Origin of the sequence: Nonomuraea rubra (genome assembly GCF_014207985.1) — a bacterium.
GTDB lineage: Bacteria > Actinomycetota > Actinomycetes > Streptosporangiales > Streptosporangiaceae > Nonomuraea > Nonomuraea rubra.
Genome location: NZ_JACHMI010000001.1, coordinates 9312622 through 9336916 on the forward strand (window position 1 = coordinate 9312622; position 24295 = coordinate 9336916).

The 24295-nt window shown below is 73.9% G+C and carries 23 protein-coding genes; 10 read left to right on the forward strand and 13 right to left on the reverse strand.

What is annotated here, in order from left to right:
• The first annotated feature begins 5 nt into the window (after window positions 1-5).
• Both HD593_RS42500 and HD593_RS42505 read left to right on the forward strand, forming a co-directional pair.
• Window positions 6-2186, forward strand: a complete 2181-nt coding sequence (locus HD593_RS42500; RefSeq protein ID WP_185108185.1) for a xanthine dehydrogenase family protein molybdopterin-binding subunit — start codon at window positions 6-8, stop codon at window positions 2184-2186.
• A gap of 66 nt (window positions 2187-2252) precedes the next feature.
• Window positions 2253-3461: a cytochrome P450 family protein gene (locus tag HD593_RS42505; protein WP_185108187.1), complete on the forward strand. Its 1209-nt coding sequence runs from the start codon at window positions 2253-2255 to the stop codon at window positions 3459-3461.
• On the opposite strand, the gene HD593_RS42510 is transcribed toward HD593_RS42505, so the two are convergent.
• The 3 genes from HD593_RS42510 to HD593_RS42520 are packed head-to-tail and all read right to left on the reverse strand — an operon-like array spanning window position 3418 to window position 5675.
• A complete protein-coding gene (locus HD593_RS42510) occupies window positions 3418-4116 on the reverse strand; it encodes a phosphatase PAP2 family protein (protein WP_185108189.1) in 699 nt (232 codons plus the stop codon). The genes HD593_RS42505 and HD593_RS42510 overlap by 44 nt on opposite strands.
• 11 nt (window positions 4117-4127) lie before the next feature.
• A complete protein-coding gene (locus HD593_RS42515) occupies window positions 4128-4868 on the reverse strand; it encodes a phosphatase PAP2 family protein (protein ID WP_185108191.1) in 741 nt (246 codons plus the stop codon).
• 48 nt (window positions 4869-4916) lie between these two features.
• Complete coding sequence (locus HD593_RS42520; RefSeq protein WP_221525267.1) at window positions 4917-5675, reverse strand: phosphotransferase; 759 nt, start codon at window positions 5673-5675, stop codon at window positions 4917-4919.
• A gap of 179 nt (window positions 5676-5854) precedes the next feature.
• Here HD593_RS42520 and HD593_RS42525 point away from each other — a divergent pair, with 179 nt between their 5' ends.
• A complete protein-coding gene (locus HD593_RS42525) occupies window positions 5855-6184 on the forward strand; it encodes an STAS domain-containing protein (RefSeq protein WP_185108195.1) in 330 nt (109 codons plus the stop codon).
• Window positions 6185-6203: 19 nt separating this feature from the next.
• Here the strand turns inward: HD593_RS42525 and HD593_RS42530 are convergent, their stop codons facing one another.
• Window positions 6204-7007, reverse strand: a complete 804-nt coding sequence (locus tag HD593_RS42530) for an SAM-dependent methyltransferase (RefSeq protein WP_312904115.1) — start codon at window positions 7005-7007, stop codon at window positions 6204-6206.
• A 67-nt stretch (window positions 7008-7074) separates the two neighbouring features.
• Window positions 7075-7482, reverse strand: a complete 408-nt coding sequence (locus tag HD593_RS42535) for an NUDIX hydrolase (RefSeq protein ID WP_185108197.1) — start codon at window positions 7480-7482, stop codon at window positions 7075-7077.
• A 29-nt stretch (window positions 7483-7511) separates the two neighbouring features.
• Between HD593_RS42535 and HD593_RS42540 the strand changes: the two genes are divergently transcribed.
• The 3 genes from HD593_RS42540 to HD593_RS42550 all read left to right on the forward strand — a co-directional run bounded on the left by HD593_RS42540 (window position 7512) and on the right by HD593_RS42550 (window position 8770).
• Window positions 7512-7946, forward strand: a complete 435-nt coding sequence (locus HD593_RS42540) for a MarR family winged helix-turn-helix transcriptional regulator (RefSeq protein WP_185108199.1) — start codon at window positions 7512-7514, stop codon at window positions 7944-7946.
• Between the two features lie 110 nt (window positions 7947-8056).
• A complete protein-coding gene (locus tag HD593_RS42545; RefSeq protein WP_185108200.1) occupies window positions 8057-8506 on the forward strand; it encodes a hypothetical protein in 450 nt (149 codons plus the stop codon).
• 6 nt (window positions 8507-8512) lie between these two features.
• Entirely contained in the window at window positions 8513-8770 is a 258-nt protein-coding gene (locus tag HD593_RS42550; RefSeq protein WP_185108202.1) for a hypothetical protein, read from the forward strand.
• A 46-nt stretch (window positions 8771-8816) separates the two neighbouring features.
• Here HD593_RS42550 and HD593_RS42555 read toward each other — a convergent pair whose 3' ends face one another.
• Window positions 8817-9656 carry an FRG domain-containing protein gene (locus tag HD593_RS42555; RefSeq protein WP_221525268.1) on the reverse strand — a complete coding sequence of 280 codons (840 nt, stop codon included), beginning with the start codon at window positions 9654-9656 and terminating at the stop codon, window positions 8817-8819.
• Between the two features lie 129 nt (window positions 9657-9785).
• Between HD593_RS42555 and HD593_RS42560 the strand changes: the two genes are divergently transcribed.
• Together HD593_RS42560 and HD593_RS42565 are read left to right on the forward strand one after the other, a co-directional pair.
• Window positions 9786-10700 (forward strand): alpha/beta hydrolase, encoded by a 915-nt coding sequence (locus HD593_RS42560; RefSeq protein ID WP_185108206.1) that lies wholly within the window; start codon window positions 9786-9788, stop codon window positions 10698-10700.
• Between the two features lie 199 nt (window positions 10701-10899).
• On the forward strand, window positions 10900-13077 hold the full coding sequence (locus HD593_RS42565) for an AfsR/SARP family transcriptional regulator (RefSeq protein ID WP_185108208.1): 2178 nt from the start codon (window positions 10900-10902) through the stop codon (window positions 13075-13077).
• A gap of 35 nt (window positions 13078-13112) precedes the next feature.
• On the opposite strand, the gene HD593_RS42570 is transcribed toward HD593_RS42565, so the two are convergent.
• The 4 genes from HD593_RS42570 to HD593_RS42580 all read right to left on the reverse strand — a co-directional run bounded on the left by HD593_RS42570 (window position 13113) and on the right by HD593_RS42580 (window position 18589).
• Entirely contained in the window at window positions 13113-15887 is a 2775-nt protein-coding gene (locus tag HD593_RS42570) for a S8 family serine peptidase (RefSeq protein ID WP_185108210.1), read from the reverse strand.
• Between the two features lie 167 nt (window positions 15888-16054).
• Window positions 16055-17062 (reverse strand): hypothetical protein, encoded by a 1008-nt coding sequence (locus HD593_RS42575; RefSeq protein WP_185108212.1) that lies wholly within the window; start codon window positions 17060-17062, stop codon window positions 16055-16057.
• 115 nt (window positions 17063-17177) lie between these two features.
• The gene (locus HD593_RS65405) at window positions 17178-17297 is read right to left on the reverse strand and encodes an MFS transporter small subunit (RefSeq protein ID WP_417629357.1); all 120 of its coding nucleotides are present in this window, start codon (window positions 17295-17297) and stop codon (window positions 17178-17180) included.
• Complete coding sequence (locus HD593_RS42580; protein WP_312904117.1) at window positions 17294-18589, reverse strand: L-lactate MFS transporter; 1296 nt, start codon at window positions 18587-18589, stop codon at window positions 17294-17296. The genes HD593_RS65405 and HD593_RS42580 overlap by 4 nt, the downstream gene beginning before the upstream one ends.
• A 216-nt stretch (window positions 18590-18805) precedes the next feature.
• Here HD593_RS42580 and HD593_RS42585 point away from each other — a divergent pair, with 216 nt between their 5' ends.
• Together HD593_RS42585 and HD593_RS42590 are read left to right on the forward strand one after the other, a co-directional pair.
• A complete protein-coding gene (locus HD593_RS42585) occupies window positions 18806-20269 on the forward strand; it encodes a carboxylesterase/lipase family protein (protein ID WP_185108216.1) in 1464 nt (487 codons plus the stop codon).
• 41 nt (window positions 20270-20310) lie between these two features.
• Window positions 20311-21039, forward strand: coding sequence for a maleylpyruvate isomerase family mycothiol-dependent enzyme (locus tag HD593_RS42590; RefSeq protein WP_185108218.1), 729 nt, complete (start codon window positions 20311-20313; stop codon window positions 21037-21039).
• 69 nt (window positions 21040-21108) lie between these two features.
• On the opposite strand, the gene HD593_RS42595 is transcribed toward HD593_RS42590, so the two are convergent.
• The 3 genes from HD593_RS42595 to HD593_RS42605 form a co-directional block, all read right to left on the reverse strand.
• A complete protein-coding gene (locus HD593_RS42595) occupies window positions 21109-21612 on the reverse strand; it encodes a MarR family winged helix-turn-helix transcriptional regulator (RefSeq protein WP_185108220.1) in 504 nt (167 codons plus the stop codon).
• Window positions 21613-21673: 61 nt separating this feature from the next.
• Window positions 21674-23401, reverse strand: a complete 1728-nt coding sequence (locus HD593_RS64755) for an FUSC family protein (RefSeq protein WP_221525269.1) — start codon at window positions 23399-23401, stop codon at window positions 21674-21676.
• Between the two features lie 50 nt (window positions 23402-23451).
• Window positions 23452-24204 carry a hypothetical protein gene (locus HD593_RS42605; protein WP_185108222.1) on the reverse strand — a complete coding sequence of 251 codons (753 nt, stop codon included), beginning with the start codon at window positions 24202-24204 and terminating at the stop codon, window positions 23452-23454.
• Between the last annotated feature and the right edge of the window lie 91 nt (window positions 24205-24295).

The window sequence follows — 24295 nt, forward strand, 5'->3', positions numbered from 1 at the left end:
GTGCGATGACGAACGCAGGGATGCCGCGCGTCGGCGCGCGGGAGAAGGTCACCGGGTCGGCCCGTTACGGCGCCGACCACACGCCGCCCGGCGTCGCCTACGCGATGCCGGTCGTCTCGACGGTGGGCAAGGGCCGCATCACCGGTCTCGACACCGCCGAGGCCGCCGCCGTCCCCGGCGTCCTGCTCATCCTGTCCCACCTGGACGAGCTGGACATCACTCCGGCCGGCTACATCATGGCCGGCGGCTACGCCTTCCAGAGCCTGCAGCCGCTGCTGGACGACCGCGTCGCCTACCGGGGCCAGCCGATCGCGCTGGTCGTGGCCGACACGCTGGTCGCGGCCACGGAGGCGGCCGGGCTGGTGCGGGCGGCGTACGAGGAGGAGCCGTTCGCGGTCGAGCTGGACGCGGACGGCACCGAGACGGTGCTCCAGCAGGAGGCCCTGCCGCTGCCGTTCCTGGCGGACGTCGTCGTGGGCGACGCCGACGGCGCCTACGACCGCAGCCCTCTGCGGGTGGACGCCGTCTACGAGGCGGGCCCGCAGCACCAGGTGCCGATGGAGCTGATCGGCGGCGTGGCCGAGTGGCACGGGGACACGGTGGTGGTCCACGAGGGGTCGCAGAGCGTCGGCGCGCTGCGCGGCGGCCTGGCCCGCCAGCTCGGCATCGACCCGGAGCACGTCGAGGTCATCGCGCCGTACGTGGGAGGCGGGTTCGGGCAGAAGAACTCGCTGCAGCCGCACCTCGCGCCCCTCGCGGTGGCCGCCCGCAGGCTGGGCCGGCCGGTCAAGCTGGTCCTGCCCCGCGCCCACACGTTCCACGCGGCGAGCTTCCGCCCGATGACCCGGCACCGCGTCCGCCTGGGCGCCGACCGGTCGGGCCGGCTGCTGGCCGCGATCCACGAGGTGGACCAGCAGGCCTCCCGCCACGACCTGCTGCCCGCGACGTACACGGAGATCACCTCTCGCCTGTACGACATCAGGAACTTCCGCGGCCGCCAGCGCCACGTCAGGACCGACACCCAGACGCCGGGCTACATGCGGGCGCCGTTCGAGCATCCGGCGGCGTTCGCGCTGGAGTCGGCGGTGGACGAGCTCGCCCACGCCGCGGGCCGGGACCCGGTGGAGCTGCGCCTGGCCAACGACGCGGGGGCGGACCCGGTCACGGGCAAGCCGTTCTCCTCCCGGCACCTGGCGGCGTGCCTGCGGCGGGGCGCGGAACTGTTCGGCTGGGCGGGCCGCTCGCCGGACCCGTGCTCGATGCGCGCGCCCGACGGCACGCCGGTGGGCTGGGGGGTGGCGGCCGGGGCGTACCCGGCGATGACGGTGCCCGTGCTCGCCCGCCTGCGGGCCGGCGCGGACGGCGGGGTGGTGGCCGAGGTGGGCGGGCACGAGATGGGTCAGGGGATGACGACCGCCCTCGTCCGCGCCGTCGCCGGTGATCTCGGGATCGGCGCGGAGTCCGTACGGGTGGTCGTCGGCGACACCCGGGCCGTGCCCCACCACCTGACGGCGGGTGCGTGGGGCACCAACAGCACGCTGCTGGCGGTCCACGCCGCCCTGCGCGACCTGCGCGAACGCCTGAGGGTGCCGTCGGAGGGCCCCGTGGACGTGGCCGCCGCCGTCCGGGCGACCGGCGCGGAGGAGGTGGTGGCCGAGGCCGTCACCCAGGGCCCCGGGCAGCCGCCCGAGGCGATCGACCGGATGCGCGCGGGCCTGGTCGCCCCCGCCGGCCCCGACTATCCGGATCACGTGGCGTTCAGCTTCATCGCGCACTTCGTCGAGGTGCGGGTGGAGCCGGCCGCGCCGCGCGTACGGGTCTCGCGGGTGGTCAGCGTGGCCGACTGCGGACGCGTGGCCAGCCCGGTCACCGCGGACGCCCAGGTGCGCGGCGCGGTGGTGTGGGGCATCGGCGCGGCGCTGAGCGAGCACAGCGAGGTGGACCCCCGCTACGGCGGCTTCGTCAACGCCGACCTGGCCGACTACGTGATCCCGGTCAACGCCGACGTGGGCGGGATCGAGGTGGACTTCATCGACGAGCCCGACTTCACGCTCAACCCGATGGGCGTCAAGACCCTCGGCGAGGTGGCCCTGGTGGGCGTCGCCCCGGCCATCGCCAACGCCGTCTTCCACGCCACGGGCCACCGCCCGCGCCGCCTCCCGATCCGCATCGAGGACCTGCTGTAGCGGGGGTCCGCGCGGGGTAGACCTCTACCGCCGGATTCCCCCCAACCGTGCCCGCAGGAGGTCCCCGTGACCGATGCGCCGACGATCCTCGACACCTCGGGGATCCACCTCTACGACCAGGTCGACCGGCTGCGCGCGGCCGGCCCCGCCGTCCCCGTACGGCTGCCCGCCGGACTCGTCGCCTGGTCGGTCACCCGCGGCGACGTGGTCAGGCACCTGCTGACCCACCCGGACGTCTCCAAGGACGCCCGCAGGTCGTGGCCGGGCTATCAGCCGTTCGCGATCGCCTGGCTGACCGCCTGGGTGGACGTCGTCAGCATGCTGACCGCCGACGGCGACGACCACGCGCGGCTGAAGAGCCTGGTCGGCAAGGCGTTCACGGCCCGCCGGGTCGAGGCGATGCGCCCGTCCGTCGAGCGGATCGCCGCGACGCTGCTGGACGAGCTCGCCGCCACCCCGCCGGGCGAGCCGGTGGACCTGCGCGCCCGGTACGCCTACCCGATCCCCAGCGGCGTCATCTGCGACCTGTTCGGCGTGCCCGGCGACCAGCGCCCGGCCATGCTGGCGGCCATCGACTCCGTCCTGGACAACACGCTCACCCCCGAGCAGGCCACGGCGGTCCAGCAGGGCATGTACGCGGCGATGCACCGGCTGATCGAGACCAAGCGGGCCGAGCCCGGCGACGACATGACGACGCTGCTGCTGACCGCGCAGGAGGCCGACGGCGACCGGCTCGGCATGGACGAGGTGGTCAGCACCCTGCTCCTGATGATCGGGGCGGGCAGCGAGACCGCGGTGTCGCTCATCGACCACGCGATCGTCGCCATGCTGACCCATCCCGGCCAGCTCGCGACCGTCCTGCGCACGCCGGCCCGCTGGACGGACGTGATCGAGGAGTCGTTGCGCCGCGACTCGCCGGTCATGCACCTGCCGCTGCGGTTCGCCACCGCGGACATCGACCTCGGCGACGGCGTCACGATCGCCAAGGGCGAGCTCATCCTGATCGGGTTCGGCGCCCACGGCCGGGACCCGCTGGTGAACCCCGACCCCGCCAGGTTCGACATCGACCGGCACGACCGCCAGCACCTCGCCTTCGGGTACGGCATGCACTTCTGCCTCGGCGCCCCGCTGGCCAGGCTGGAGGCGGCGGTGGCGCTGCCCGCGCTGTTCGGCCGGTTCCCCGGGATGCGGCTGGCGGTGGAGCCGGGCGAGCTGCGGCCGCTGCCGTCGTTCACGGGGAGCGACGTCCTGACCCTGCCCGTACTACTGGCCTAGCAGCGGACGAGCGGCGGGCTGCGGGGCGGCGCAGGATCGCCCAGGCGGCCATCGCGACGCAGCCTGCGCCGAGGAGCAACCCCCAGACGACGTCGGTGAGGAAGTGCATGCCGCGGTAGAGCCGGGAGAATCCCACGGCCAGCGGCGCGAGGACGGCCGGTGTCCAGATGGCCGCCCGCGCCGCCGCGCCGCGGACGCGCGTGGTCAGGACGAGCGCGACCCCGCAGTAGAACGCGACGGCGGCGCTGACGTGCCCGGAGGGGAAGCTGGAGGTGGGCGGCGCCGGGTCCAGGTGCTGGACGGGCGGGCGGTGCCGCCCGACGGCCTCGGTGGTGGCCAGGAAGATCAGCGACTGGCTCCACACGGCCGCCACGAGGAAGACCGACTCGCGCCAGCGCCGTAACCAGAGGCGGAAGCCGATCGCGGCCAGCGCGGTGAGCGCCACGATGTAGGGGGTGTCGGACAGGCTGCTGCCCAGGTCGGTCGCGGCGTTCCAGACCGGGTCGCGGCCGGCGGCCAGCTCGCGGCTCAGCGCCGCCTCGCCGCTGGGCCAGGCCAGGACCGCCCAGCCGGCGCCGTACGTCGCCGCCGCCATCAGCACCATCGGCGATAAGAGCGTCAGCGCGTAGTACCTCAGCTTGTCTGTTCTGCTCACGCAGCACTCCTTCACTCGCGAAGCGCCCGCACCGACTCGGGCTCCACTCCCTCGGTCACCGGCGAGGCGGGCCTGCGGCCCTGGTCCCGCCGCCACGTCTCGAACGCCGCCGCCGTCGCGGCGATCACCGCCACCCCCAGCACCAGCCCCGCGACCACGTCGCTCACCCAGTGCACGCCGAGCGCGATCCTGGTGCAGCCGACCGACAGCGCCAGGAACGCGGCCACGACCCAGGCCACGCGCCGCCCCCAGCGGGGCAGCACGGGCAGCAGGAGCAGGACGATCACGCCCGCGCCGAGCGTCGCGTTGACCGTGTGGCCGGACGGGAAGCTGTCGCCGGGGGCCAGCGCGACCGGATCCGGCAGGTGGGGCCTGGCCCTGGCGACGATCACCTTGATCGCGAGCCCGAGCAGGCCCCCCACGGTCACGGTGGTGACGGCCCAGGCGGCCGCTCTGGCCGCGCCCTTGTACAGCAGCCAGCCGGCGCACGCGATGACGGCGATCCGCCACGGCCACGGGCCGAACGCGTCGGTCCACACGATGAGCGCCCTGGTCACGCCGGGGTTGTCGAGGACGTACGCGTGCAGCCCGGCGGCGACCCCCGCGTCCAGGTCGTTGAGCGGCAGCTTGGCCACCACGAGCAGGAGGCTGAAGGGGATCAGGATGAGCCACGCGGCGAGGCCGGCCAGGACCAGCCGCGGCCCCAGGCCGCGGGCCCGGGGCCGGCCTCGCTGCCGTCCCTCGTTGCGCATCCGCGCTCGGCTACCCCGGCTGGGCGCGTTGATTCATGAGAGCGGGCGTCAGCGCGGGAAGTCGTCGAGCTCCCTGATGGCCTCGTCGAGGTCGTCGGCGACGCCGCCGCGCAGCAGCCGGCCGTACAGCCCCTCGCCGCCGGCCCCGTACCGGCGGATCTGGGCGGCCCTGGCCCGCATCCGCGCCTGGATCTCCTTGATCACCGAGTCGGTGCCGCCGCTCCAGCCGTAGGCGTCCAGGAAGAGCCGCAGCCGGGCGGGCCTGGCGTCGAAGTCGGTGAAGCCCTCCAGCGCGGTGACGCGGCGCGCGTAGAGCGGCACCCAGGCGTGCGCCATCCAGGCGACGTCCGAGCCGATGGTGGCGGGGCCGGCGAAGTCCCAGTCGAAGAAGCCGGTCAGCCGGCCCTCGTGCCAGGCGGCGTTGAACGGGGTGGCGTCGTTGTGCACGACGACGGTGCCCGGCGTCCACGGCACGCCGGTGCGCCAGCGCGCCCCGGGCGAGGGGACGAAGTCGGCGACGGCCTCGTGAAAGGCCCGGGTCCACTCCGCCACCTGCACCAGCGTCGCGTCGGTACGCGACCACCCGGGCCACACCGCCGCGTCGCCCATGGTGTCGCCCTCGAGGTACGTGAGGACCTCACGCCCCTCGGCGTCGACGCCCAGCACGCGCGGCGCCCCCTCGAACCCCTTGCTCTCCAGGTGCCGGAGCAGCTCGTGCACCGACGGGGTCCACTCGCGTACCGGCCGCCGGACCGTGCCCCCGACCCGGGAGGCGCCCGCGTCGTTGCCGCCGCCGAGCCGGCTCAACCTGTCACCTGACCGCGGCCTGAGCCGGTCAGGCCATCGGCGGGACCGTGCCGCGGGCCGGGCGGCCGGTGGCCGGCGCGACGCCGTACTCCGCCCGGAGGCCCCTTGAGTGTTACTTCCGGGTTCCATTGCACTGTGCAATGATAAAAGTGCGAACCGTTGCAAAGCGGAGGGGTGGAATGAGAAGCGCTGACCGCACCGGCTTCTCCTGGGTCGTCACCCAGAGTGACGACGCGGCTGTCCTGCGTCCTGCCGGTGATCTGGATCTGGCCTCCAAGGAGGAGTTCCGCAACGGTCTGGCCGAGGCGATGTCCTGTCTCAGGCCGCCGTCCGTGGTCGTCGATCTGCAGGAGGTCCCCTTCTGCGACTCCTCGGGGCTGAACACGCTGATCTGGGCCGCCAACACCGTCGAGGCCGCCGGCGGTTCGATCCGGCTGTGCGGGGTCCCGCCCCGGCTCACCCGGCTCCTGCATCTGACCGGCCTGGACAAGCGGTTCTGTCACGCGTGAGGCGGTGCCGCGACGGGCTCTAGGCCAGCCTGCCCACCGCGCCGATGAGGCCGGGCACGGCGAGGTCGACCGCGACCTGCCGGTCCAGGTCGGAGTCCGGCCGCCACAGCTTGACCGGGACCAGGCCCGGCTCCAGCAGGCTCAGCCCGTCGAAGTACGCGCCGATCTGCCGCAGCGAGCGGGCGACCAGCGCGCCCGGCTTGGTCGCCCTGTACACCTGCTGGCCCGCCCTGACCTTGGGGTCGTCGGTGTCCGGCGTGTAGAAGTGGGAGATCAGCAGGTGGCTGCCCGGCACGAGCGGCTCGCGCAGCGTCTTGACGATGTCGCTGGTCTGCTGGTCACCCGGCACGAAGTGGAGCACCGCCGACATCAGCAGCCCGACGGGCCGGCCGAAGTCGAGGTGCGCGGCCACCTCGGGATCGCGCAGGATGGCGGCGGGATCGGTGACGTCGCCCCAGGCCGCGAGGGTGTACGGGTTGTCCGCCAGCAGGGCGCGGGCGTGCGTCAGGACGATCGGGTCGTTGTCGACGTAGACGACCCGGGCGTCGGGCACGACCCGCTGGGCGACCTGGTGCACGTTCTCCTGCGTGGGCAGGCCGGCGCCGATGTCGAGGAACTGGCGCACGCCCTGCTCGGCCATCAGCCGTACGGCCTTGCCGATGAAGGCGCGGTTGTCGCGGGCCGTCTCGCGCACCTCGGGGACGATCGCGATGATCTTCTCCGCGGCCGCCCGGTCGGAGGGGAAGTTGTCCTTCCCGCCCAGGTAGTAGTCGTACATGCGGGCCACGCTGGGAACCGTAGGGTCAACACCGGGCACGTCCACGCGTCATCTCCCTGCACCGAGGTGCGGCCAGCCTAGCGATCAGTCTGGTACGGGTGAAGTGCCCGTTTCAGCGCAGCAGCCCGCCCTCGTGCAGCGCCTGGAGGACCAGCGAGTCGACGTACGACACCCGGTGCCGGTCGGCGTACCCGAACCACGCCTTCTCCGCGATCTCCATGGACGGCGTCAGCGGCCCGCTGTGCTCGGCCGTGTAGCAGATCATCCGGAACGGCCCGCGCTCCGGATGCCCGGCCGGGACCTCGAACGTACCGAAGTGCACCATCGAGTCCGCGTCGATCGCGGTCAGCAGCTCCTCGTCGATCTCCCTGACGAGGGTCTGGCTGTCGGACTCCCCCGGCTCGCGCATCCCGCCGGGGAAGTAGAACACCTCGCGGCCGTGGCTGCGCGTCATCAGCACCCGGTGGTCGCGTACCAGCACCCAGGCCACCTTCTCCGGCACGCCGTCGTCGTTCGCCATGACACCGGACCCTAGTGGAGACTTGGGGGGTGAGCTCCGAGAACGACCGCCCCGCTCCCCCGACGACCAGCGCCTCCATCGTGGTGCTCACGCTGGCGCGCAAGGTCGAGACCGAGCTCAACGCCGCCCTCGCGCCGCTCGACCTCACCGTGAGCAGGCTCGGGCTGCTCGGGCACATCGCGGCCATGCCGGGCGTCTCGTTCAGCGAGCTGGCGCGGATGTCGGGCATCACCGTGCAGAGCGTGCACACGGCGGTGAAGGCGCTGGCCGGGGCCGGGCTGGTGCGCGACACCACCGCCCGCGCGGGCTCGGCGTCGGCCATCGAGGTCACCCCTGACGGCGCGCGGTTGATGGAGCAGGCGCGCGCGGCGGTGGCCACGGTGGACGAGCGCCTGTTCGGGGAGTCGGCCGACCCGATCCAGCGGCAGGTGGGCGACACGATCCGCGCCGCGTTCTCCGGCTAGACCGTCGACGACGGGCGCTTCGCGGGCACCGCCATGCCTTCCCTCCTTCAGGAACCCTGAAGGTCGCGTGTTAGGCTTCAGGCCACCTGAAGGTTTGGAGGGAGTACTTCGTGGAGCCTCTGCTGCTGTCCGTCCACGTGGTCGCCGGCATCGTGTTCGTGGGCGGCTCGGCCATCGCGACCAGCCTCTTCCCGCGGTACGTGCCGGTCACCGGCGAGGAAGGGTCCCAGGAGCGCAGCCGGGCCGTGGCCGCGGCGTTGCACCGCATCACCCGTGGCTACAGCATCGCCGGGCTGATCGTGCCCGCGGCCGGGATCGTCCTGGCGTTCGTGCAGGGCCGTACCGGCGAGATCTGGATCACCCTGGCCATGGTCCTGACCGCGGCGGCGGGATTCCTGCTGGCCGTGCAGATCTACCCGCGCCAGCGCGACGCCCTCGCCACTCCCGGGGCCCGCGATCGTCTGCGTGCTCTGTCCATGCTCGCCGGGGTCTACAACGTGTTGTGGACGGTCGTCGTCGTGCTGATGATCGTCCGTCCCGGTGCCGCGGAAGGGGCGTGAGGCCGGATGCGTGCGTTGCGCGTCGCGGTGGCCGTGGAGACGCTCTCGCTGGCGGTCCTGCTGGTGAACCTGTTCACCGTGCACGTCGAGGGGGTCTCGTCGCTCGTCGGGCCGCTGCACGGCGGGGCCTATCTCGCTGTCATCGCCTGCACCGTGCTCGTCCCCGGGAGCGCCTCGGCCGGGGCCCGGTGGCGGGCCTGGATCCCGGTGGTCGGCGGGCTGCTCGCCGTGCGCCGGCTGCGCCTGGCCGCGGACCGGCCCTGACGGGCGGCCGTCCTGGCGGGCGGCTGTTGTTTGGAGGGATGGGACGTCACCCGGCCATGCGGCCGTCCTGGCGGTGGCGTTCCTCCTGGGCCGCCATCGGCGCGCCGGCGCCGCCGTACTCGATCGAGCCGGGCGAGTAGTAGCGGCGCAGCCAGTCGGCCAGCCCGTCCAGGCCGGGCAGGAGGACGCGCTCGGTGATGTTCGCCTGGTCCAGCCGCTGCCTGATCTCGGCCTTGGCGGCGGGCGGGATCAGCCACGCGCGGGCCAGCCCCTGATGCTCCTCCAGCCACTGCTCCAGCTGGAACGCGGGGTCCGAGAGCACCGACAGCACCGAGGACTGGTTGATCACCCGGTCGTCCAGCGAGGGCGGCTCGAAGAAGGCCAGGAACGGCCGGTCGCCGCCCAGCTCGTCGAGGCACGGCAGGTCGGCCGCGACCTTGGCGAGCAGCTCGGTGGTGAACACCAGCGCACCCTCGGCGGCCAGCAGCTCGCCCAGCGGCTCCGGCAGCAGTTCATGTGCGCCCGCGCAGTCGACCGCGAGCAGGACGGCGTCGTCCTCCGGCCAGGAGGCGGTGGCGAAGTGCAGGGCGACGAGCGGGGAGAACGTCCAGTCGAGCAGGCGCGTGGGCAGGCCGTGGTGCTGCCCCAGGGCCAGCCAGTCCCACAGCGTCGGCCCCGGGGCCTGCCGGTGCGCATATTTCCGGAAATTTCGGATCAGGTGGGACTCGACGTCCGCGTAGTCGCCGCGCAGCCGGGCCAGCCCCGACATGTGCGTGTACGTGCTGCGCGCCAGCCCGCGGAACACCAGCGTCGAATGCGCGTGCCCGCCCCCGCCGCCCAGGCCCGCCTCGCCGACCGAGTCGTCCAGCTCCCGCCAGGAGGACACCGTAACCACGTTCACCCTGGTTGCGTTGCCCCTGCTCACCCGCTTCACACCCGCCGGTCTCGACAACTCCGGCGGCGGATCCTACGTTCGGGGTGACCCACCATCCCCCCGCCCCCTCGGGAGGCACTGATGGCACTTGACCACGCGACGACCGGTTTCCTCAAGCAGCTCGCCGACTCGGGCGGCAAGCCGCTGCACGAGATGAGCGTGACCGAGGCGCGAGCCCTCGGCACCTTCATGAGCGAGCTGTACGGCAAGGGCCCCGACATGGCCCGCGTCGAGGAGGCCACCATCCCGGCCGAGGACGGCGCCTCGTTCCCCGCCCGCGTCCTGGTCCCCGCCGGCACGCCGCGCGGCGTCCTGATCTACTTCCACGGGGGCGGCTGGGTGCTCGGCACGCTCGACGAGTTCGACACGCTGGGCAGGGAGCTGGCCGCGCGCACCGGCTGCACCGTCGTCCTGCCCCACTACCGGCTCGCCCCCGAGCACCGCTACCCGACCGCCGCCCGCGACGCCTACGCGACGCTGCGCTGGGCCGCCGCCCGCATGCCCGGCCTGCCGATCGTCGTGGCGGGCGACAGCGCCGGCGGCAACCTGTCCGCCGTGATCGCCCAGCGCGCCAGGGACGAGAACGGCCCGGCCATCGCGCTGCAGGTGCTCATCTACCCCGTCACCGACTGCGACCTCGACAGGGCCTCCTACCTCGACCCCGAGAACCAGCTCATGCTCACCCGCGACGCCGTGGCCTGGTTCTGGGACCACTACGCGCCCGACCGCGCGCAACGCGCCAACCCCGACGCCTCTCCCCTGCGCGCCGCCGACCTGTCCGGCCTGCCGCCCGCACTCGTCCTGACGGCCGAGCACGACGTGCTGCGCGACGAAGGGGAGGAGTACGCGGAACGGTTACGGCAGGCGGGCGTGCCGGTCGAGCTGAAGCGGTTCGAGGGGCAGATGCACGTCTTCTTCACGCTGGTGAACGTGCTGCCGGCCAGCGCCGCCGCGCTCGCCCTGATCGCCGAGACAGTGGAGCGGCGGCTGGAGTGACCGCCGGGGCGGGTGGCGCAGAAGCTGAAATCAGCGCCGAGAGGGTGGCGCGGAGGCGGGAGTGGGCGTCGAGCGAGGGCGGTAGGCCTGAGGTCGCTGGTCGTTCATCCTAGGGAGAACCCTGGGCGTCCCCCTGATGTCGGCCGGTGCGGCGGAGCTTATCGTCCTGCGCGGACCTTCCGTCCCCGGAGGTGCGACGATGCTCCTCGCCAAGGTGGCCGCGCCGATGCCGGAGCTGAGGTGGCCGGCCCAGTTCCCGCTCGACGGGCTCGGTGACAGCGCCCGGCTGCACCTCCTCGTCCCCGACGGGTACCTGGTGGAGGGGCGGCTGGCCGCCGACCTGCTGCGGGCGGGCGGGGGGCTCGGGTGGTTGCGGCCGGAGCCGTACGAGCTGGGGCCCGCGGACCTGCGGCGCCTGGCGGCGGCGAGCGAGCCCGCCGGCACCGTGGTCATCCAGCGGCCGTGCGCGGACGCCGCCGGGCTCGGCGGCCCCTCGCCGTCGCTGGCCGCCAGCGAGGTCGTCCTGTCGCCGTGCGCGGGCGACCGGGGGCTGGGGGTGGGCGCGGAGACCGCGGCCGCGGCGGCCGGGCACCTCGACTGCCCGTTGGACGGCGACGTCATCGAACGGCTGGTGGCCGTGACGGGCGGGCGGCCGGGGGTCATCGACTCGGTGCTGCGGGCCGCCTGCCTCCGGGGCGGCGGCGGGCTGGGCGAGTGCGTCATGCGGGCGAGTGGGCTGGCGGAGCTCGTCGCCTCCGTCACGGTGTCCCTGCTCCGGGACGCGGACCCGTCCCGGCTCCAGGCGCTCGCCCTGGCGGCGCGGCTCGGGTACGCGCACGAGGACCTGTCGGCGCTGCGACCCGCGCTCCGCGAGCCGGACAAGGAGCCCTGGTGGGAGCCATTGACGGGTGGCTGGTACCGCATGCTCCCGTTCTGGTCCACCGCGCTGTGCGCCCTGCGGCCCGCCCGGTCGCCGGGCTTCCGGAGGCGGCTGGCTCTGCTGGCGGGGGAGCTGGTGGGGGCGCATGCGGTACGGGAGGCGGTGGAGCTGTCCCGCCGCGCGGACGACCCCGGCCTGCTGGCCGAACTCCTGGCGGAGACGGACGTGGAGGACGAGCCGGCGGTCACGACGGATGGGGACGCGACCGGCAGGGACGCGGCCGGTGGGGACGCGGCGGTTGGCGGTGCGGCCGGGGGCGACGCGGCCGGCGGCGGGGCTCGGCGGGGTGAGTGGGAGGCGTGGGGGCGGGCCAGGGCGGCGCTGGTCATGGGGCGGCTGGGTGAGGCACTGCAGCACGGCCGACGAGCGCGGGACCTCGCCTCCGGGCGCGAGCCGGCGGCCCGGGGCCGCAACGCGCTGCGCCTCATCCGCCGGACGATGCGGGCGCGCTCGGCCCGCAAACGCATGGTGCTGCTGCTCCAGGCCGTAGAGGCCACCACCTGGCCCCACCCCGCGACCGCACCGCCGCAAGCCGCGAACGCGTCATCGGCGATCTCTGGGCCGGCGGGCAAGCCGCCCGGACACGCCATACCCGGACGAGCGGCCGCCCCAGAGCCGGGAGGCCCGCGAGCCGCATCGCGACCGGTGGCCGGGCAGCAGGGCGGGCGGGCCGAGGTGGAGGCGTGGTTGCTGGGGACGTTCCGGGTGCGGGTCGGTGGGCGGGCGGTGGTGGAGTGGTCGGGGAAGCTGGGCAGGTCCGTGCTGATGTACCTGCTCCTGTCCCACCCCAAGCCCATCCGCCGAGACGTCGTGCTCGACGCGATCTGGCCGGGCGTCCCCGAGAACGCCGCACGCAACCGCCTCAACGCGACCGTGCACGCCCTACGAGCCGACCTGCGCAAGGTGTGCCCCGGCAGGCAGGTCGTCGTGTACGAGCGCGAGACCTACGCCCTGGCTCCCGACCTGTCGATCTGGCTGGACATCGAGGAGTTCACCGAGGGCTGTGCCACGGCGGCCCGCCTCAGGCCGGAGGACGGCGACGGTCACGAGGCGGCCATCGCGCGGCACGAGGCCGCCAGGGCACTGTACTCGGGCGACCTCCTGGAGGACGCCCCCTACCTGGACTGGGTGGTACCGGAGCGGGAGCGGCTGAGCGCCGCGCACGTGGACCTGCTGAACGGGCTGGCCGCCCTCTACCTGGAGGCGGGCGCGCACGCCAAGTGCGTGGACACCTGCAGGCAGGTCCTGGCGCGCGACTCCTGCAGGGAGCAGACGCACCGCCTGCTCATGCGCTGTCACGCGCGCCAGAACCAGCCGCACAAGGCCCTCGCCCAGTACGAGACCTGCCGCAGGGAGCTGGACGCCGTCCTCGGCATGACCCCCAGCCCGGAGACACACGCCCTGTACGAGTCGGTACGCCGCCACCTGACCGTCTGAGCCACCGTTTCCGCAGGCCGGTCACCGCAGGCCCGTCACCGGTTTCGGAGGCGGGCGCGTTCGCCGATGAACGCGAGCAGCCGCTCGGCGTCCCAGCCGCGCACGCGCGAGACGTCGTCCGTCTGGTGGTGGCGGATCTCGCAGTTGAGCACCTCCCTGGTCCCGCTGTCCGCTGTCACCGTCAGCGTGAACGTGTGCCGCTCCGGCACGGCCCTGCGCTCCTCGGCGGCCAGCGCGGCAGCCTGGCCGATCCAGTCCTGCTTGGCCAGGCGTTCCGCGCCGATGCCCGCCGGGTGCAGGATCGCGGCCAGCTCCTCCACCGAGAGGGCGCGGAGCTGCTCGAACGTGGTGATCCCGGCCTGGTGCAGCAACGCCGAGATCTTCGGCCCCACTCCCTTGACCCGCTGGAAGTCGTCCTCGGCCGGGACGACGGCGGCGGCCTCGGCGCCTTCCACCGGCACCACGTGGCCGGGCCCGCCGTTGTCGTCACGTGCCCACAGGCCGGAGCGGTCCGTGACGAGGATCTCGCAGTGGTAGCGACCCGGTGGCAGGCCGCTCAGGTCCGCCCGGTGCTCGCGGCCGAATCCGGTCCCGGCGCGCTCCGCCACGTGCTTGCCGATGGCCAGCCGGGCGGGGACGGTGTGGCAGCGTACGCGCCACGAGCAGTCCACGTCCGTCTCCCACACCAGCGTGGCGCCCTCGGCGCGCGGGTTGACGACGCGCGGGAAGACGGCGGTGGCGGCGGACTCGACGGCGCGCGCCACATCCAGCTTCCCGGCTCCCCACGCATGACCGGAAGCGGCACCACCCGCCACCTCCGGCAGCTCAGGTCCATGAGCGCCACCGGACGCGCCCTGCCCTCCAGCGCCACTCGGCGTGCCCTGCTCCACAGCGCCGCTGAGAGAGCCCGCTGCATCCCGGGCGCGAACCGGCGCATCCTGCTCCCGGGCCGCGACGGGCCGGGCGGCGCGACGGAGGAGCTGGCCGGTCTGCTCGCCCGTGAGCTGCCCGAGCCCGCTCATCGCGCGGGCGGCCATGACGAGGGCGGCGGCGCCGCAGACGTGCGGCGCGGCCATGCTCGTCCCCGCCATGAGCGTGTGCAGGAGATCGGGCTGAGGCGGCAGCGCGCTGCCGGCGCAGCGGGCGGAGGCGATCGTCTCGCCAGGCGCCGTCAGGTCGGGCTTGGGCTCGCCCAGCCGGGTGGGCCCATGGCTGCTGAAGGAGGACAGCGCCCCGTGGCCCAGGCTCCAGTCGGCGGGGCGGGTGGCGTACGAGCCGACGGTGACGAGCCGGCGCGCCGTGCCGGGGGCGGTGACCGTGCGGGCCGGATCGGCCGAGGCGGCGGAGAAGCGGCTCTGCCCGCCCTCGCCGCGCGGCGCGCGCTCGATCCACGCGTCGTAACGCCCGAGACGTACGGGGCCGCCGCGCAGCAGCAGCCGCCAGACCCCCGGCTCGGCGCCCTGGCCGGCCGGCCCGGAGATGATGACCGTGGTCGCGGTGTCGCCGCTGGCCGAGGCGTCGAGCTCGCTGTCGATGGTGACCCGGTCGCCGCGCCGCGTGGTGAACGTCTGCTGCTCCCCCGGCCCGGTGAACGCCGACTGGGACCCGCTCGGCGGCGTGACCGCCACGCTGATCCGGTCCTCGCCGTCGAACCACACCTCCACGAGGTCGTCCTCGACGCCCCCGGGCGGGACGACCAGGTCGAGCGCGACGACCTCGCCCTGCCCGAGGGTGCCGCCCGCATGGGTACGCCGTTCCCGCTCGTTGCCCGCCGACTTGACGATGACCACGCCGGGGCGGCGGGCGTAGGCGTCCAGTGCCCGCTCGACGAGTGACTCGCCGGAGTGGCCGCCGCCGTTCATGCCCAGGCTGAGGTTGACGGCGACAGGACGGCCCTCGGCGCGCCGCACGGCGTAGTCCACCGCGGCGACGAGCTGCGTGGAGCGGCCGAGCGTGCCACCGGGCTCGCCCGCCAGCGCGACCACGATGAGGTCGGCGTGCGGCGCGATGCCCTGGTAGGCGCCTCCGAGCTGGGTGTCGTCGCCCGCGGCGATGCCGGCGACGTGGGTGCCGTGCCCGCCCGCCGTGTCCTCGTGCGGCACGATGTCGGTGGGGCGCGGGTCTCCGAGCGCCTTGTCGAGGTCCTCCTTGGCGTACTCGACCCCGTACGGTACGGAGCCGCCGGGAGTCGCGGGGGCGGACTGGTCCCACAGGTGCAGGATGCGTGAGGAGCCGCCGGGGTGGCGGAAGGCCGGGTGCGTGTAGTCGATGCCGGAGTCGATGATCGCCACGATGGTGCCCTCGCCCTTGAGCGGTCCCGAGCTGTTCGGGGCCTGGACGGCGGCGCGTACGTCGCGGCGGGAGATGTTCAGCTCGGGGAACAGCGGCCTGGACGACTCGACGCGCCGCACCGACTCGTGCGCTGCCAGCTCCTCCAGCCTGGCGACGGGCACGCGCACCGCGTAGAGACCGCCGGTGTACGGGCGCCCGGCGTCCGCCGAGCCCGCGGCCGGCCTGCTCGCGTCCGGCCTGCTCGGGTCCGGCTGGAACGTGTGGACGGTCACGCCCGGCACGTCGTCGAGCCACCGCCGGTCGCCACCACTGACAAGCACCTCGACCGTGCCTTCCAACGTGCCTTCCACCGTGCCTTCCAACGTGCCTTCCATCGGGCCTTCCATCGGGCCCTCCGGCGGTTCAGGTTGGGGGCCGGGCTGCCAGCCCACCCGTTCGGCCAGCGCCGTGCCCTCGATCCCGGCCTGCTCCCGGGCCCGCGCGAGGAGGTGCCGCAGGCGTGCGTCCAGCGTTGTCATGGTCTCCCTGCCCTTGCTCCTGGTACGGCGTACGTCCTCAAGTCAGGCCGGGCGGCGGCCCGGCGGGACGGCGGTGAGCCAGGAGGATCCCGGACGGCCCGGCCCCGTCGCCGGCCCACCAACTCCTCCTGGCTCACCGCACGCCCCTCATCGTGCGGCTACCGGGATCAGGAGTAGATCAGCATCCTGACCGGCGTCTCCTCGACGATCCCCGGCAGGATGTCGGGGAACCCGAGGAAGCCCGGCTGCAGCTCGGGCCGGTACCACCGGCTGGCGAACCCGGCGAACGGCGGCAGGCCCACGCCGACGCCGAGGATGTCCACGGTGAGGTGGATCTCCAGCGGGCGCGGCCGGCCCTCGGCGGGCCTGGGGTCGGTCGGGATCCGCATCGGGATGATGTTGATGTAGTCGGGGCCGAACGCCGCCGGGTTCGGGCTGAGCGCGGGCCCGGGGGTGACGGAGTTCAGCTCGACGGAGACGCCGCGCACCTGGTAGATGAAGGGCGCCATGACCTCGGCCGCCGAGGGGCCGCCGAGCAGTGGCATGGGGTTGCGCCAGAGCACGGCGAAGAGGTAGACGTTCTCGCCGTAGTGGACGACCCTGGCCGGCTGGAGCGGGCCGCCGAAGTACGGCTCCCGGTAGGGGCCGAGGGCCATGAGGTCGAACCAGAGGTACGGCGGGTTGGTGGGCGTGATCGGCGTGGCGACCTCGAAGTCGCCGCGCTGGGGCGCGCGGGCCTGCTCGGCCATGCGCGGCTGCTGCTGTTGCGGGGCGCGGAGCTGCTCGGCCGTGGGCAGCTGCTCGGCGGCGCGCTGCTGCTCGGGAGAGCGCAGCTGCTCCGCGGCGCGGGCGAACTCGGGCGAACGAGCGAACTCGGGCGAACGGGCGAACTCGGGGGTGCGGGCGTACTCAGCAGAACGGGCGTACTCGGCCGCGCGGGCGGGGTCGTGCATGCGCTGCTGCTCGGGCGCGGCCTGGAACCGGGCGTGGGCGGCCCGCTCCTGGAGGTCGCGGTACTTCTCCCGGTACTGCGCCGTGTAGCGGTCGAGACTGGCCACGGCCTCCCGCATGACCTGCCGGATCCGGTCGTCGGCCAGCAGGTCCCGGGTTTCCTGGTTCGGCTGGAGGTCCGCGATCTGCTGATGCGTGGCGGTCCTCACGTCGGTGATCGACATTGATCTGCCCCTCGCGTCGGGCGGGCTCAGTGTCCCGCGTGCCCGTCAACCTGGCACGCCCCGCTTAGCCGGCACTGAGGGCAGACCTCTGCCGCCGCTTAGTTTTCCCTTCGGTTCAGCCGGAGAAGAGCTGGGTGAGCTTGAGGAACAGCTCGTACACCCCGTATGCGAAAGGCAGCCCGACCCAGACCCACGCCAGCGTCATCAGCCCGGTGCGCCGCTCCTTGGCACTCATACGGCCTGTCCCTCCTCCACCGCCCGCACGGGCCGTTCGTGGTGTCTCTCGTGTACGGGCCGGATCAGCTCGTTGGCGAGGAAGCCCACCGCGAGCAGTCCGATCATGATGAACAGCGACGTCGTGTAGAGGTCGGGGCCCGAGCGCCCGTCGGCCTTCTGCGCGTCGGCGATGGCGTTGACGATCAGCGGGCCGAGCACGCCCGCCGTGGACCAGGCCGTGAGCAGGCGGCCGTGGATGGCGCCGACCTGGTAGGTGCCGAAGAGGTCCTTGAGGTAGGCGGGCACGGTCGCGAAGCCGCCGCCGTAGAAGGACAGGATGCCCAGCGCGCACACGATGAACAGCGGCTTGGACGCGTCGCCCGCCAGCGCGATGGCGAGGTACAGCAGCGCGCCGACGCCCAGGTAGACGCGGTACATGTTCTTGCGCCCGATCAGGTCGGAGGTGGAGGACCAGACGAACCGGCCCGCCATGTTGGCCAGCGACAGCAGCGCGACGAACCCCGCCGCCGCTCCCACCGCGACGGCGGCCGTGGTGCCGGAGAAGAAGTCCGTGATCATCGGCGCGGCCTTCTCCAGGATTCCGATGCCGGCGGTGACGTTGCAGCACAGCACGATCCACAGCAGGTAGAACTGCGGGGTACGGATGGCGTTGCGCGCCGAGACGTCGGCCGTGGTGATCAGCGGGCGGGCCTGGGCCGTGGGCGGGCTCCAGCCCTTCGGGGCCCAGCCGTCCGGCGGCACCCGGACGAGCAGCACGCCCATCGTCATGAACACCGCGTAGACGACGCCGTGCACGAGGAACGTCGCGGCGATCCCGGACGTCGTCGGGCCGAAGGAGCCGAGCATCTGCGCCGACCACGGCGAGGCGATGAGCGCTCCCCCGCCGAACCCCATGATCGCGATGCCGGTCGCCATGCCCGGCCGGTCGGGGAACCACTTGATCAGCGTGGAGACGGGCGAGATGTACCCGATGCCGAGGCCGATGCCGCCCACGAAGCCGTAGCCGAGCACGACCAGCCAGTACTGCCGGGTGAACACGCCCAGCGCCGACAGCAGGAAGCCGGAGGAGAAGCAGGTCATCGAGACGAACATGGCCCAGCGGGGCCCGTTGCGCTCGACGAGCGTGCCGCCGAAGGCGGCCGACAGGCCCAGCATGACGATGCCGAGCTGGAAGGGCAGCGCGCTCTGGGTGCCGGACAGGCCGAGCGCGGATTCGAGCGGGGGTTTGAACACGCTCCACGCGTACGCCTGGCCGATGGCCAGGTGCACGGAGAGCGCCGCGGGCGGCACGAGCCAACGGCTCCAGGTGGGCGCCGCCACTGTACGGGAACGACTGAGGAAACCGGTGGGACTCGCGAACCTGGTACTGAGTGACACGCATCACGGCTACCACACATACGGTATGCAGTATTTGGCATGCGGACGATCTTTACGGCGAGCGGTCAGATCTGGTCGATGAACGGCCCCCGTAATCTTGGAGTGGTATTCCGAGAAAGGCGGCCGAGCATGGGGACGACCACAGAGCCCGAGGTCCGGATCGCGACGGGTGCCGTACGGGGCCGCACCGAGGGCGGCGTGTCCGTCTTCCGCGGCATCCCGTACGCCATGCAGCGGCGCTTCGGCGCCCCCGGGCCCGCCGAGCCGTGGGACGGGGTACGTGACTGCGTGGCGTTCGGCCCGCCGCCGCCCCAGCAGTCCGCGCTCACCCCGGCCGTGGCGGGGCGCGGCGGCGAGAGCTGGCTGACGGTCAACGTCTGGTCGCCGTCGCCCGGCCCGGCGGCGCGGCTGCCGGTGATGGTGTGGATCTACGGGGGCGCCTACCGGGGCGGCGAGTCCGGCGAGTCCGTGTACGACGGCACGGTGCTGGCCAGGGAGGGGAACGCGGTCGTCGCCACCCTCAACTACCGGGTCGGCATGGAGGGGTTCGCCCACGTGGCGGGGGCGCCGGCGAACCGCGGGCTGCTCGACCAGGTGGCGGCGCTGGAGTGGGTGCGGGACAACGTGGCCGCGTTCGGGGGCGATCCCGGGCGGGTGACGGTGTTCGGGGAGTCGGCGGGGGCCGGGTGCATCGCCGCGCTCATGGCCATGCCGCGCGCCGCCGGGCTGTTCGGGCGGGCGATCGCGCAGAGCGTCCCCGGCACGTACTTCTCCGCGGCGCTGGCCTCGGACATCGCCGCCGTCCTGGCCGCGGAGCTGGATCTGCCGCCCGACGCCGGCGCGCTGGCCGCCGTCGAGCCCGGCCGGCTCGTCGCGGCGGCCGAGGCGGTGACGGGCCGGATGCGCCGGTACGAGGACCGCTGGGGCGCGGTCGCGCACACCGTCACCCCGTTCTCGCCGGTGGTGGACGGTGACGTGCTGCCCCGCGACCCCTGGAGCGCGCTGGCGGACGGGGCTGGCCGCGGGATCGAGCTGGTCGTGGGGCACACGCGGGACGAGTACCGGCTGTTCACGCGGACGGGGCGGGTGGCGGGGCAGGATCTGCTGGGGGTGTTCGCGCCGGGGCGGGAGCGGGCCTACCGCGACGCCTTCCCCGCGGCGGGGCCGGAGCTGCTGGACGAGCTGGTGCAGTCCGACTGGTTGTTCCGCATGCCGTCCCTGCGGCTGGCCGACGCGCAGGCCGCCGGGGGCGGGCGGGTGCACGCGTACGAGCTGACCTGGGAGAGCCCCGCGCTGGGCGGGGCGTGTCACGGGCTGGACGTGCCGCTGGTGTTCGGGAACCCGGGCAGCGGGATGGGCACCTTCTTCCTCGGTGAGAGCGCCCCGCCCGAGGCCGCCGCCGTGTCGGCCGCCTTCCGGCGGGCGTGGACCGGCTTCGCGGCGGGCGAGGGGCCCGGGTGGGAGCCGTACACGCCGGAGGGGCGCCTGACCAGGCTGTTCGACGTCGAGCCCACCCTCGTGCCCTACCCGGAGGAGGCCTCCCGCCGCATCTGGGCGTCGCACGCGTTCGCCGAGCTCCCGCTTCTCGTCTGAGGCCACGCCAACCCGAACTTTGTTCTGTAGTGTGGTGGGATATGACGGACATCTTCGATGACCTCCAGGCCGAGTACGAGCAACTCGACACCGTCCTCGCCGCTCTCACGCCCGCGCAGTGGTCGCACCCGTCCGCCGCCGCCGGCTGGACCGTCTCCGACGTGGTCCTCCACCTCGCCCAGTCCGAGGAACTCGCCGCCGCCTCGATCAGGGGCGAGCTGGCGGGCCCGCGCACCCGCGGCGAGGTGGACGCCATGGCGGACAGCGCCGTGGCCGCCGAGCGCGACATCGCCCCCGCCGACCTGCTGGCCCGCTGGCGCGCGGCCACCGCGTTCATGCCCGCCGAACTGCGCGCCCACCCCAGGGGCCACCGCCTGACCTGGGTCGCCGCCAGCCTGTCGCCCGCCACCCTGGCCACCACCCGCCTGGCCGAGCACTGGGCCCACGCCCTCGACATCACCGCCCCGCTCGGCATCCCCTACCCGGACACGGCGCGGCTGCGGCACATCGCCTGGCTGGGGCATCGCACGCTGCCGTACGCGTTCGACGTGGAGGGGCTGGCGGGCGGGCCCGTCCACTGCGAGCTCACCGCGCCGGACGGCGAGCTGTGGCACTTCGGCGACCACGACGCGCCGTCTGCGATCACCGGGCCGGCGGGCGACTTCTGCCGCGTGGGCGCGCGCCGCCTGGCCGCCGCCGACTCGGCGCTCAAGGCCACCGGCCCGCACGGCGCCGAAGCCCTCGCCGTCCTGCGCAACTACGCCTTCTGACCTCGCCGTGCCCGCTGTTCGCGAATCCTGGCCCGCTCGCCGCGAATCCCGAGCTCGGCGCCGGGCCTGCTAGCCGAGCGTCCCGCCCAGCCGGCCCTCCAGCATCAGCAGCAGCTCCGCCAGCAGGCCGGCGAGCTCCCGCTCCTTCTCGGCGGGCAGGCCCTCCAGCAGCGCGGTCTCGTACTCGAGCTGCTCGGGCACCAACCGCATGATGAACTTCCTGCCCTGCTCGGTGAGCGACAGGTGGGCCACGCGGCGGTCGCGGTCGTCCACGCGCCGGGCGACCAGGCCGAGCTCCTCCAGCCGCCGCACCCGCTTGGTCACGGCCGCCCCCGAGGCGAACGTCTCGCGGGCCAGCCTGCCCGGCGTCAGCTCGCCGCCGACCCTGAGCAGCGCGCACAGGACGTCGTACTCCGCCCTGTTCACCCCGGCGCGGCCGAGCGGGGCGTCGGCGGCCTGGTGGAGGAGGGCGGTGCAGCGGTTGAGCCGGCCGATGACGGCGATCGTGTCGAGGTCGGCGTCGGGGAGGACCTTCCGCCACTGGCGCAGCGCGACCGCCACGGCGTCCTCCACGTGAGCGATCCTTCCTGTGCCAGGGTGTTCGGTGGTCTCCGATCGTACGCGCCGGCCGAGGTTACGCGGACAGCTCGGCCAGCCGGTGGTGACCGGCCCGCTCGGCCGCCGCGATGCGTTCCTGCGGCAGCGCCGCGCTCCACCACTCGCCCGCCGCGAGGTCGGCCGCCTCACGCAGCTCCACCAGCGCCGCACGCAGCCGGTCGCGCTCCGCCCGCCCCCGCGGCTCCCCGATCAGGTGCTCCAGTCGTTCCAGCCCGTCCCGTACGCGGGCGGCGGCCCGCCGGTCGGGCAGCACCACGCAGGCCAGCAACCCGGCGGCCGCCCCGAGGCAGGTGTCCAGCCAGCGATCGGCCACCAGCGCCGGCACCGGCTCCGCCCTCGCGAACTCGGTCATCAGCATGGCCATGGGGGCGACGAACACGCTGCCCAGCCAGTAGTTGCGGGTGATCGCCGCCTCCGTGACGAACTGCATGACCAGCACGGCCACGACCAGCGCCACCGCGCCCCACCTCGTCACGGGGACGATCAAGGTGAACAGGGCGACGCCCAGCAGGTTGCCCACCACGCGCTGGAGGGCTCGGCTCCAGGACATGGTGGTGTTCGCGGCGAACACGGCCGCCGCCGTCACCACGGCCCAGTACGGCCTGCCCACGCCGAGCGCCATCGACACCCACCCCGCCAGCACCGCCCCTCCGGCCACCATCACCACGACCCGCCACCAGCGCGCCACGAGCGCGAACGGCGAGCTCGCGGATCCCTTCCGTTCGACGTGCTCGGCGGCGATGCCCGTCAGCTCCGCCTGCTCGGCGTCCTGCGTCCGGGCGTCGCAGACCGGCGGCTCGGGGACCGGGCGGCCTTTGCGCAGCTCGTGCGCCCAGGCCAGCAGCATGCCGGCATCCACCCCACCGCCAGACCCCCGATCGCCGGACCCCAGATCGGCGGGCCCCAGATCGGCGGGCCCGCCGTCACCGAACCCACCGTCACCGAGCCCGCCGTCACCAGACCCGCCGTCACCGACGCGGGCGGCGGCCGACTCGGCCCGCACCAGCAGCAGCCGCAGCCCCTCGCGCCGATCGCCCGCACGGAGCAGCGTCTGCCACGCGGCGTTGACCGCCGTCGCCGCAGCATGGCGCGCCTGCTGGACGTCACCACCCCGCCCACCACGGGTGCCCTCGTCCCGGGCGCGCAGGAGCCGGGCCGTCGCCTCCAGAGCGCGGGCGACCGCGATGCGCTCGGGACCGTGCGGGCGGAGGAGCCCGGGCGCCATGCCCACCACCCAGGCCACGAGCCCGCCCAGCACCCCCAGCCCCACGTGCACGGGAACGTCGGCGAGGCGCTGCCCTGGAACGAAGGCGGCGCTGGCCGCGATGAAGGTGAGCACGACGTTCCCCGGCGGGCCGATCCTGGTCGCGTCGCAGGCCGCCTTGTGCACCCCCGCCAGCACGGCGGCGACCGCCACCCGGACGGCGACCGAGTCGGTGAGCGCCGCCGTGACGAGGGCGGCCGCGGTGCCCGCCAGCATCCCCAGCACGACCCATCCCAGCGCCCTGGCCCGGGCCGCGTACGGCAGGCCGTGCCCGTACAGGGCGCACATGGCCCCGGCGGAGGCGTACAGGGTCAGGTCCAGCCGCCCCGCCAGGAGCAGTGCGAGCAGGACCACGGCGAGTGCGGCCACCCCGCTGAGGGCGGGTTTGTGCCACAGGTCGCCGAGGGGCGCGAGGCGTAGCGCGGCCCGGACGGGCATGCGGACACGGGGCCTGAGCTGGTGGAAGGGAAGGGCACTCACCCAGAAAGCTTACCAGGTGTTTTACTCGTAAAATAATCCTCCATGGTGGTTCACCAGCCGCGATGGAGGGTGGAGGCGGGGACCGGCGCGTTGGACAGGCCCGGGGTGGGGCGGAAGGCGCGGGCCTGGGCGGAGGCGCGGCGGGCGGCGGCGCGGGACCCGGCGAGGTCCGCGGAGCGCCACATGTCCCACTGCGTGTAGGACGACGGCCCGATGCTGTCCACGGCGATCTGGCCGCTGATGCGGGTGATGTCCGAGGAGGCGACGAGGTCGAGGCCGATGCGCTGCATGATGGCCAGGGACATGCGGGCGGCGAGCACGCCCGCGCCGTCGGGGGCGCGGTCGGGCAGCGGGGCGTGGAAGACGTCGGTGGTGCCGTGATCGACGCGGCCGAGGTTCTCGGCCGCGATCCAGCCGAGCTCCTGGGAGATCGCGGTGGCCTCGGCGCGCAGCCACCGCAGCTCCTCCAGGTCGGCGGGTGAGATCCACACGCGACCGTAGATGCCGGCGTAGTGCGGGCTGCGGGTCAGGGCGGCGAAGCCGGGATCGGACCAGATGGACAGGCAGTCGTTCCAGCCGAGGTCGACCGCGGCCCGGAAGTGCTCGATCCCGCCCGGTACGTCCCCGGTCCGGCCGTGGAGGTCGGCGAGCATCGCGTGGATCATCGCGAGCCCCCAGCGCGGCCCCCGCCGCCACGCCTCCGGCAGCAGCGCCGTCAGCGCCTGCCGCCCCCGCATCAGGTCCCCGTGGACGATCGGCCGGCAGGCCGCGTACAACTCGTTGAAGCCGACTTCCATCCCCACCCCAGACCACCGCAGAACGACGCTTACTGATCTTTAGATAGCACTACCGGTGGGTGATCCGTCCACACTAGGGAAATCCCTAGGACACCTC

Coding starts and splice junctions, on each gene's coding strand:
- HD593_RS42565 (WP_185108208.1), top strand. CDS start 10,900: ATGCTCCTCGCCAAGGTGGCCGCGCCGATGCCGGAGCTGAGGTGGCCG.
- HD593_RS42525 (WP_185108195.1), top strand. CDS start 5,855: ATGAGAAGCGCTGACCGCACCGGCTTCTCCTGGGTCGTCACCCAGAGT.
- HD593_RS42500 (WP_185108185.1), top strand. CDS start 6: ATGACGAACGCAGGGATGCCGCGCGTCGGCGCGCGGGAGAAGGTCACC.
- HD593_RS42585 (WP_185108216.1), top strand. CDS start 18,806: ATGGGGACGACCACAGAGCCCGAGGTCCGGATCGCGACGGGTGCCGTA.
- HD593_RS42590 (WP_185108218.1), top strand. CDS start 20,311: ATGACGGACATCTTCGATGACCTCCAGGCCGAGTACGAGCAACTCGAC.
- HD593_RS42515 (WP_185108191.1), bottom strand. CDS start 4,868: ATGCGCAACGAGGGACGGCAGCGAGGCCGGCCCCGGGCCCGCGGCCTG.
- HD593_RS42550 (WP_185108202.1), top strand. CDS start 8,513: ATGCGTGCGTTGCGCGTCGCGGTGGCCGTGGAGACGCTCTCGCTGGCG.
- HD593_RS42560 (WP_185108206.1), top strand. CDS start 9,786: ATGGCACTTGACCACGCGACGACCGGTTTCCTCAAGCAGCTCGCCGAC.
- HD593_RS42575 (WP_185108212.1), bottom strand. CDS start 17,062: ATGTCGATCACCGACGTGAGGACCGCCACGCATCAGCAGATCGCGGAC.
- HD593_RS42570 (WP_185108210.1), bottom strand. CDS start 15,887: ATGACAACGCTGGACGCACGCCTGCGGCACCTCCTCGCGCGGGCCCGG.
- HD593_RS42535 (WP_185108197.1), bottom strand. CDS start 7,482: ATGGCGAACGACGACGGCGTGCCGGAGAAGGTGGCCTGGGTGCTGGTA.
- HD593_RS65405 (WP_417629357.1), bottom strand. CDS start 17,297: ATGAGTGCCAAGGAGCGGCGCACCGGGCTGATGACGCTGGCGTGGGTC.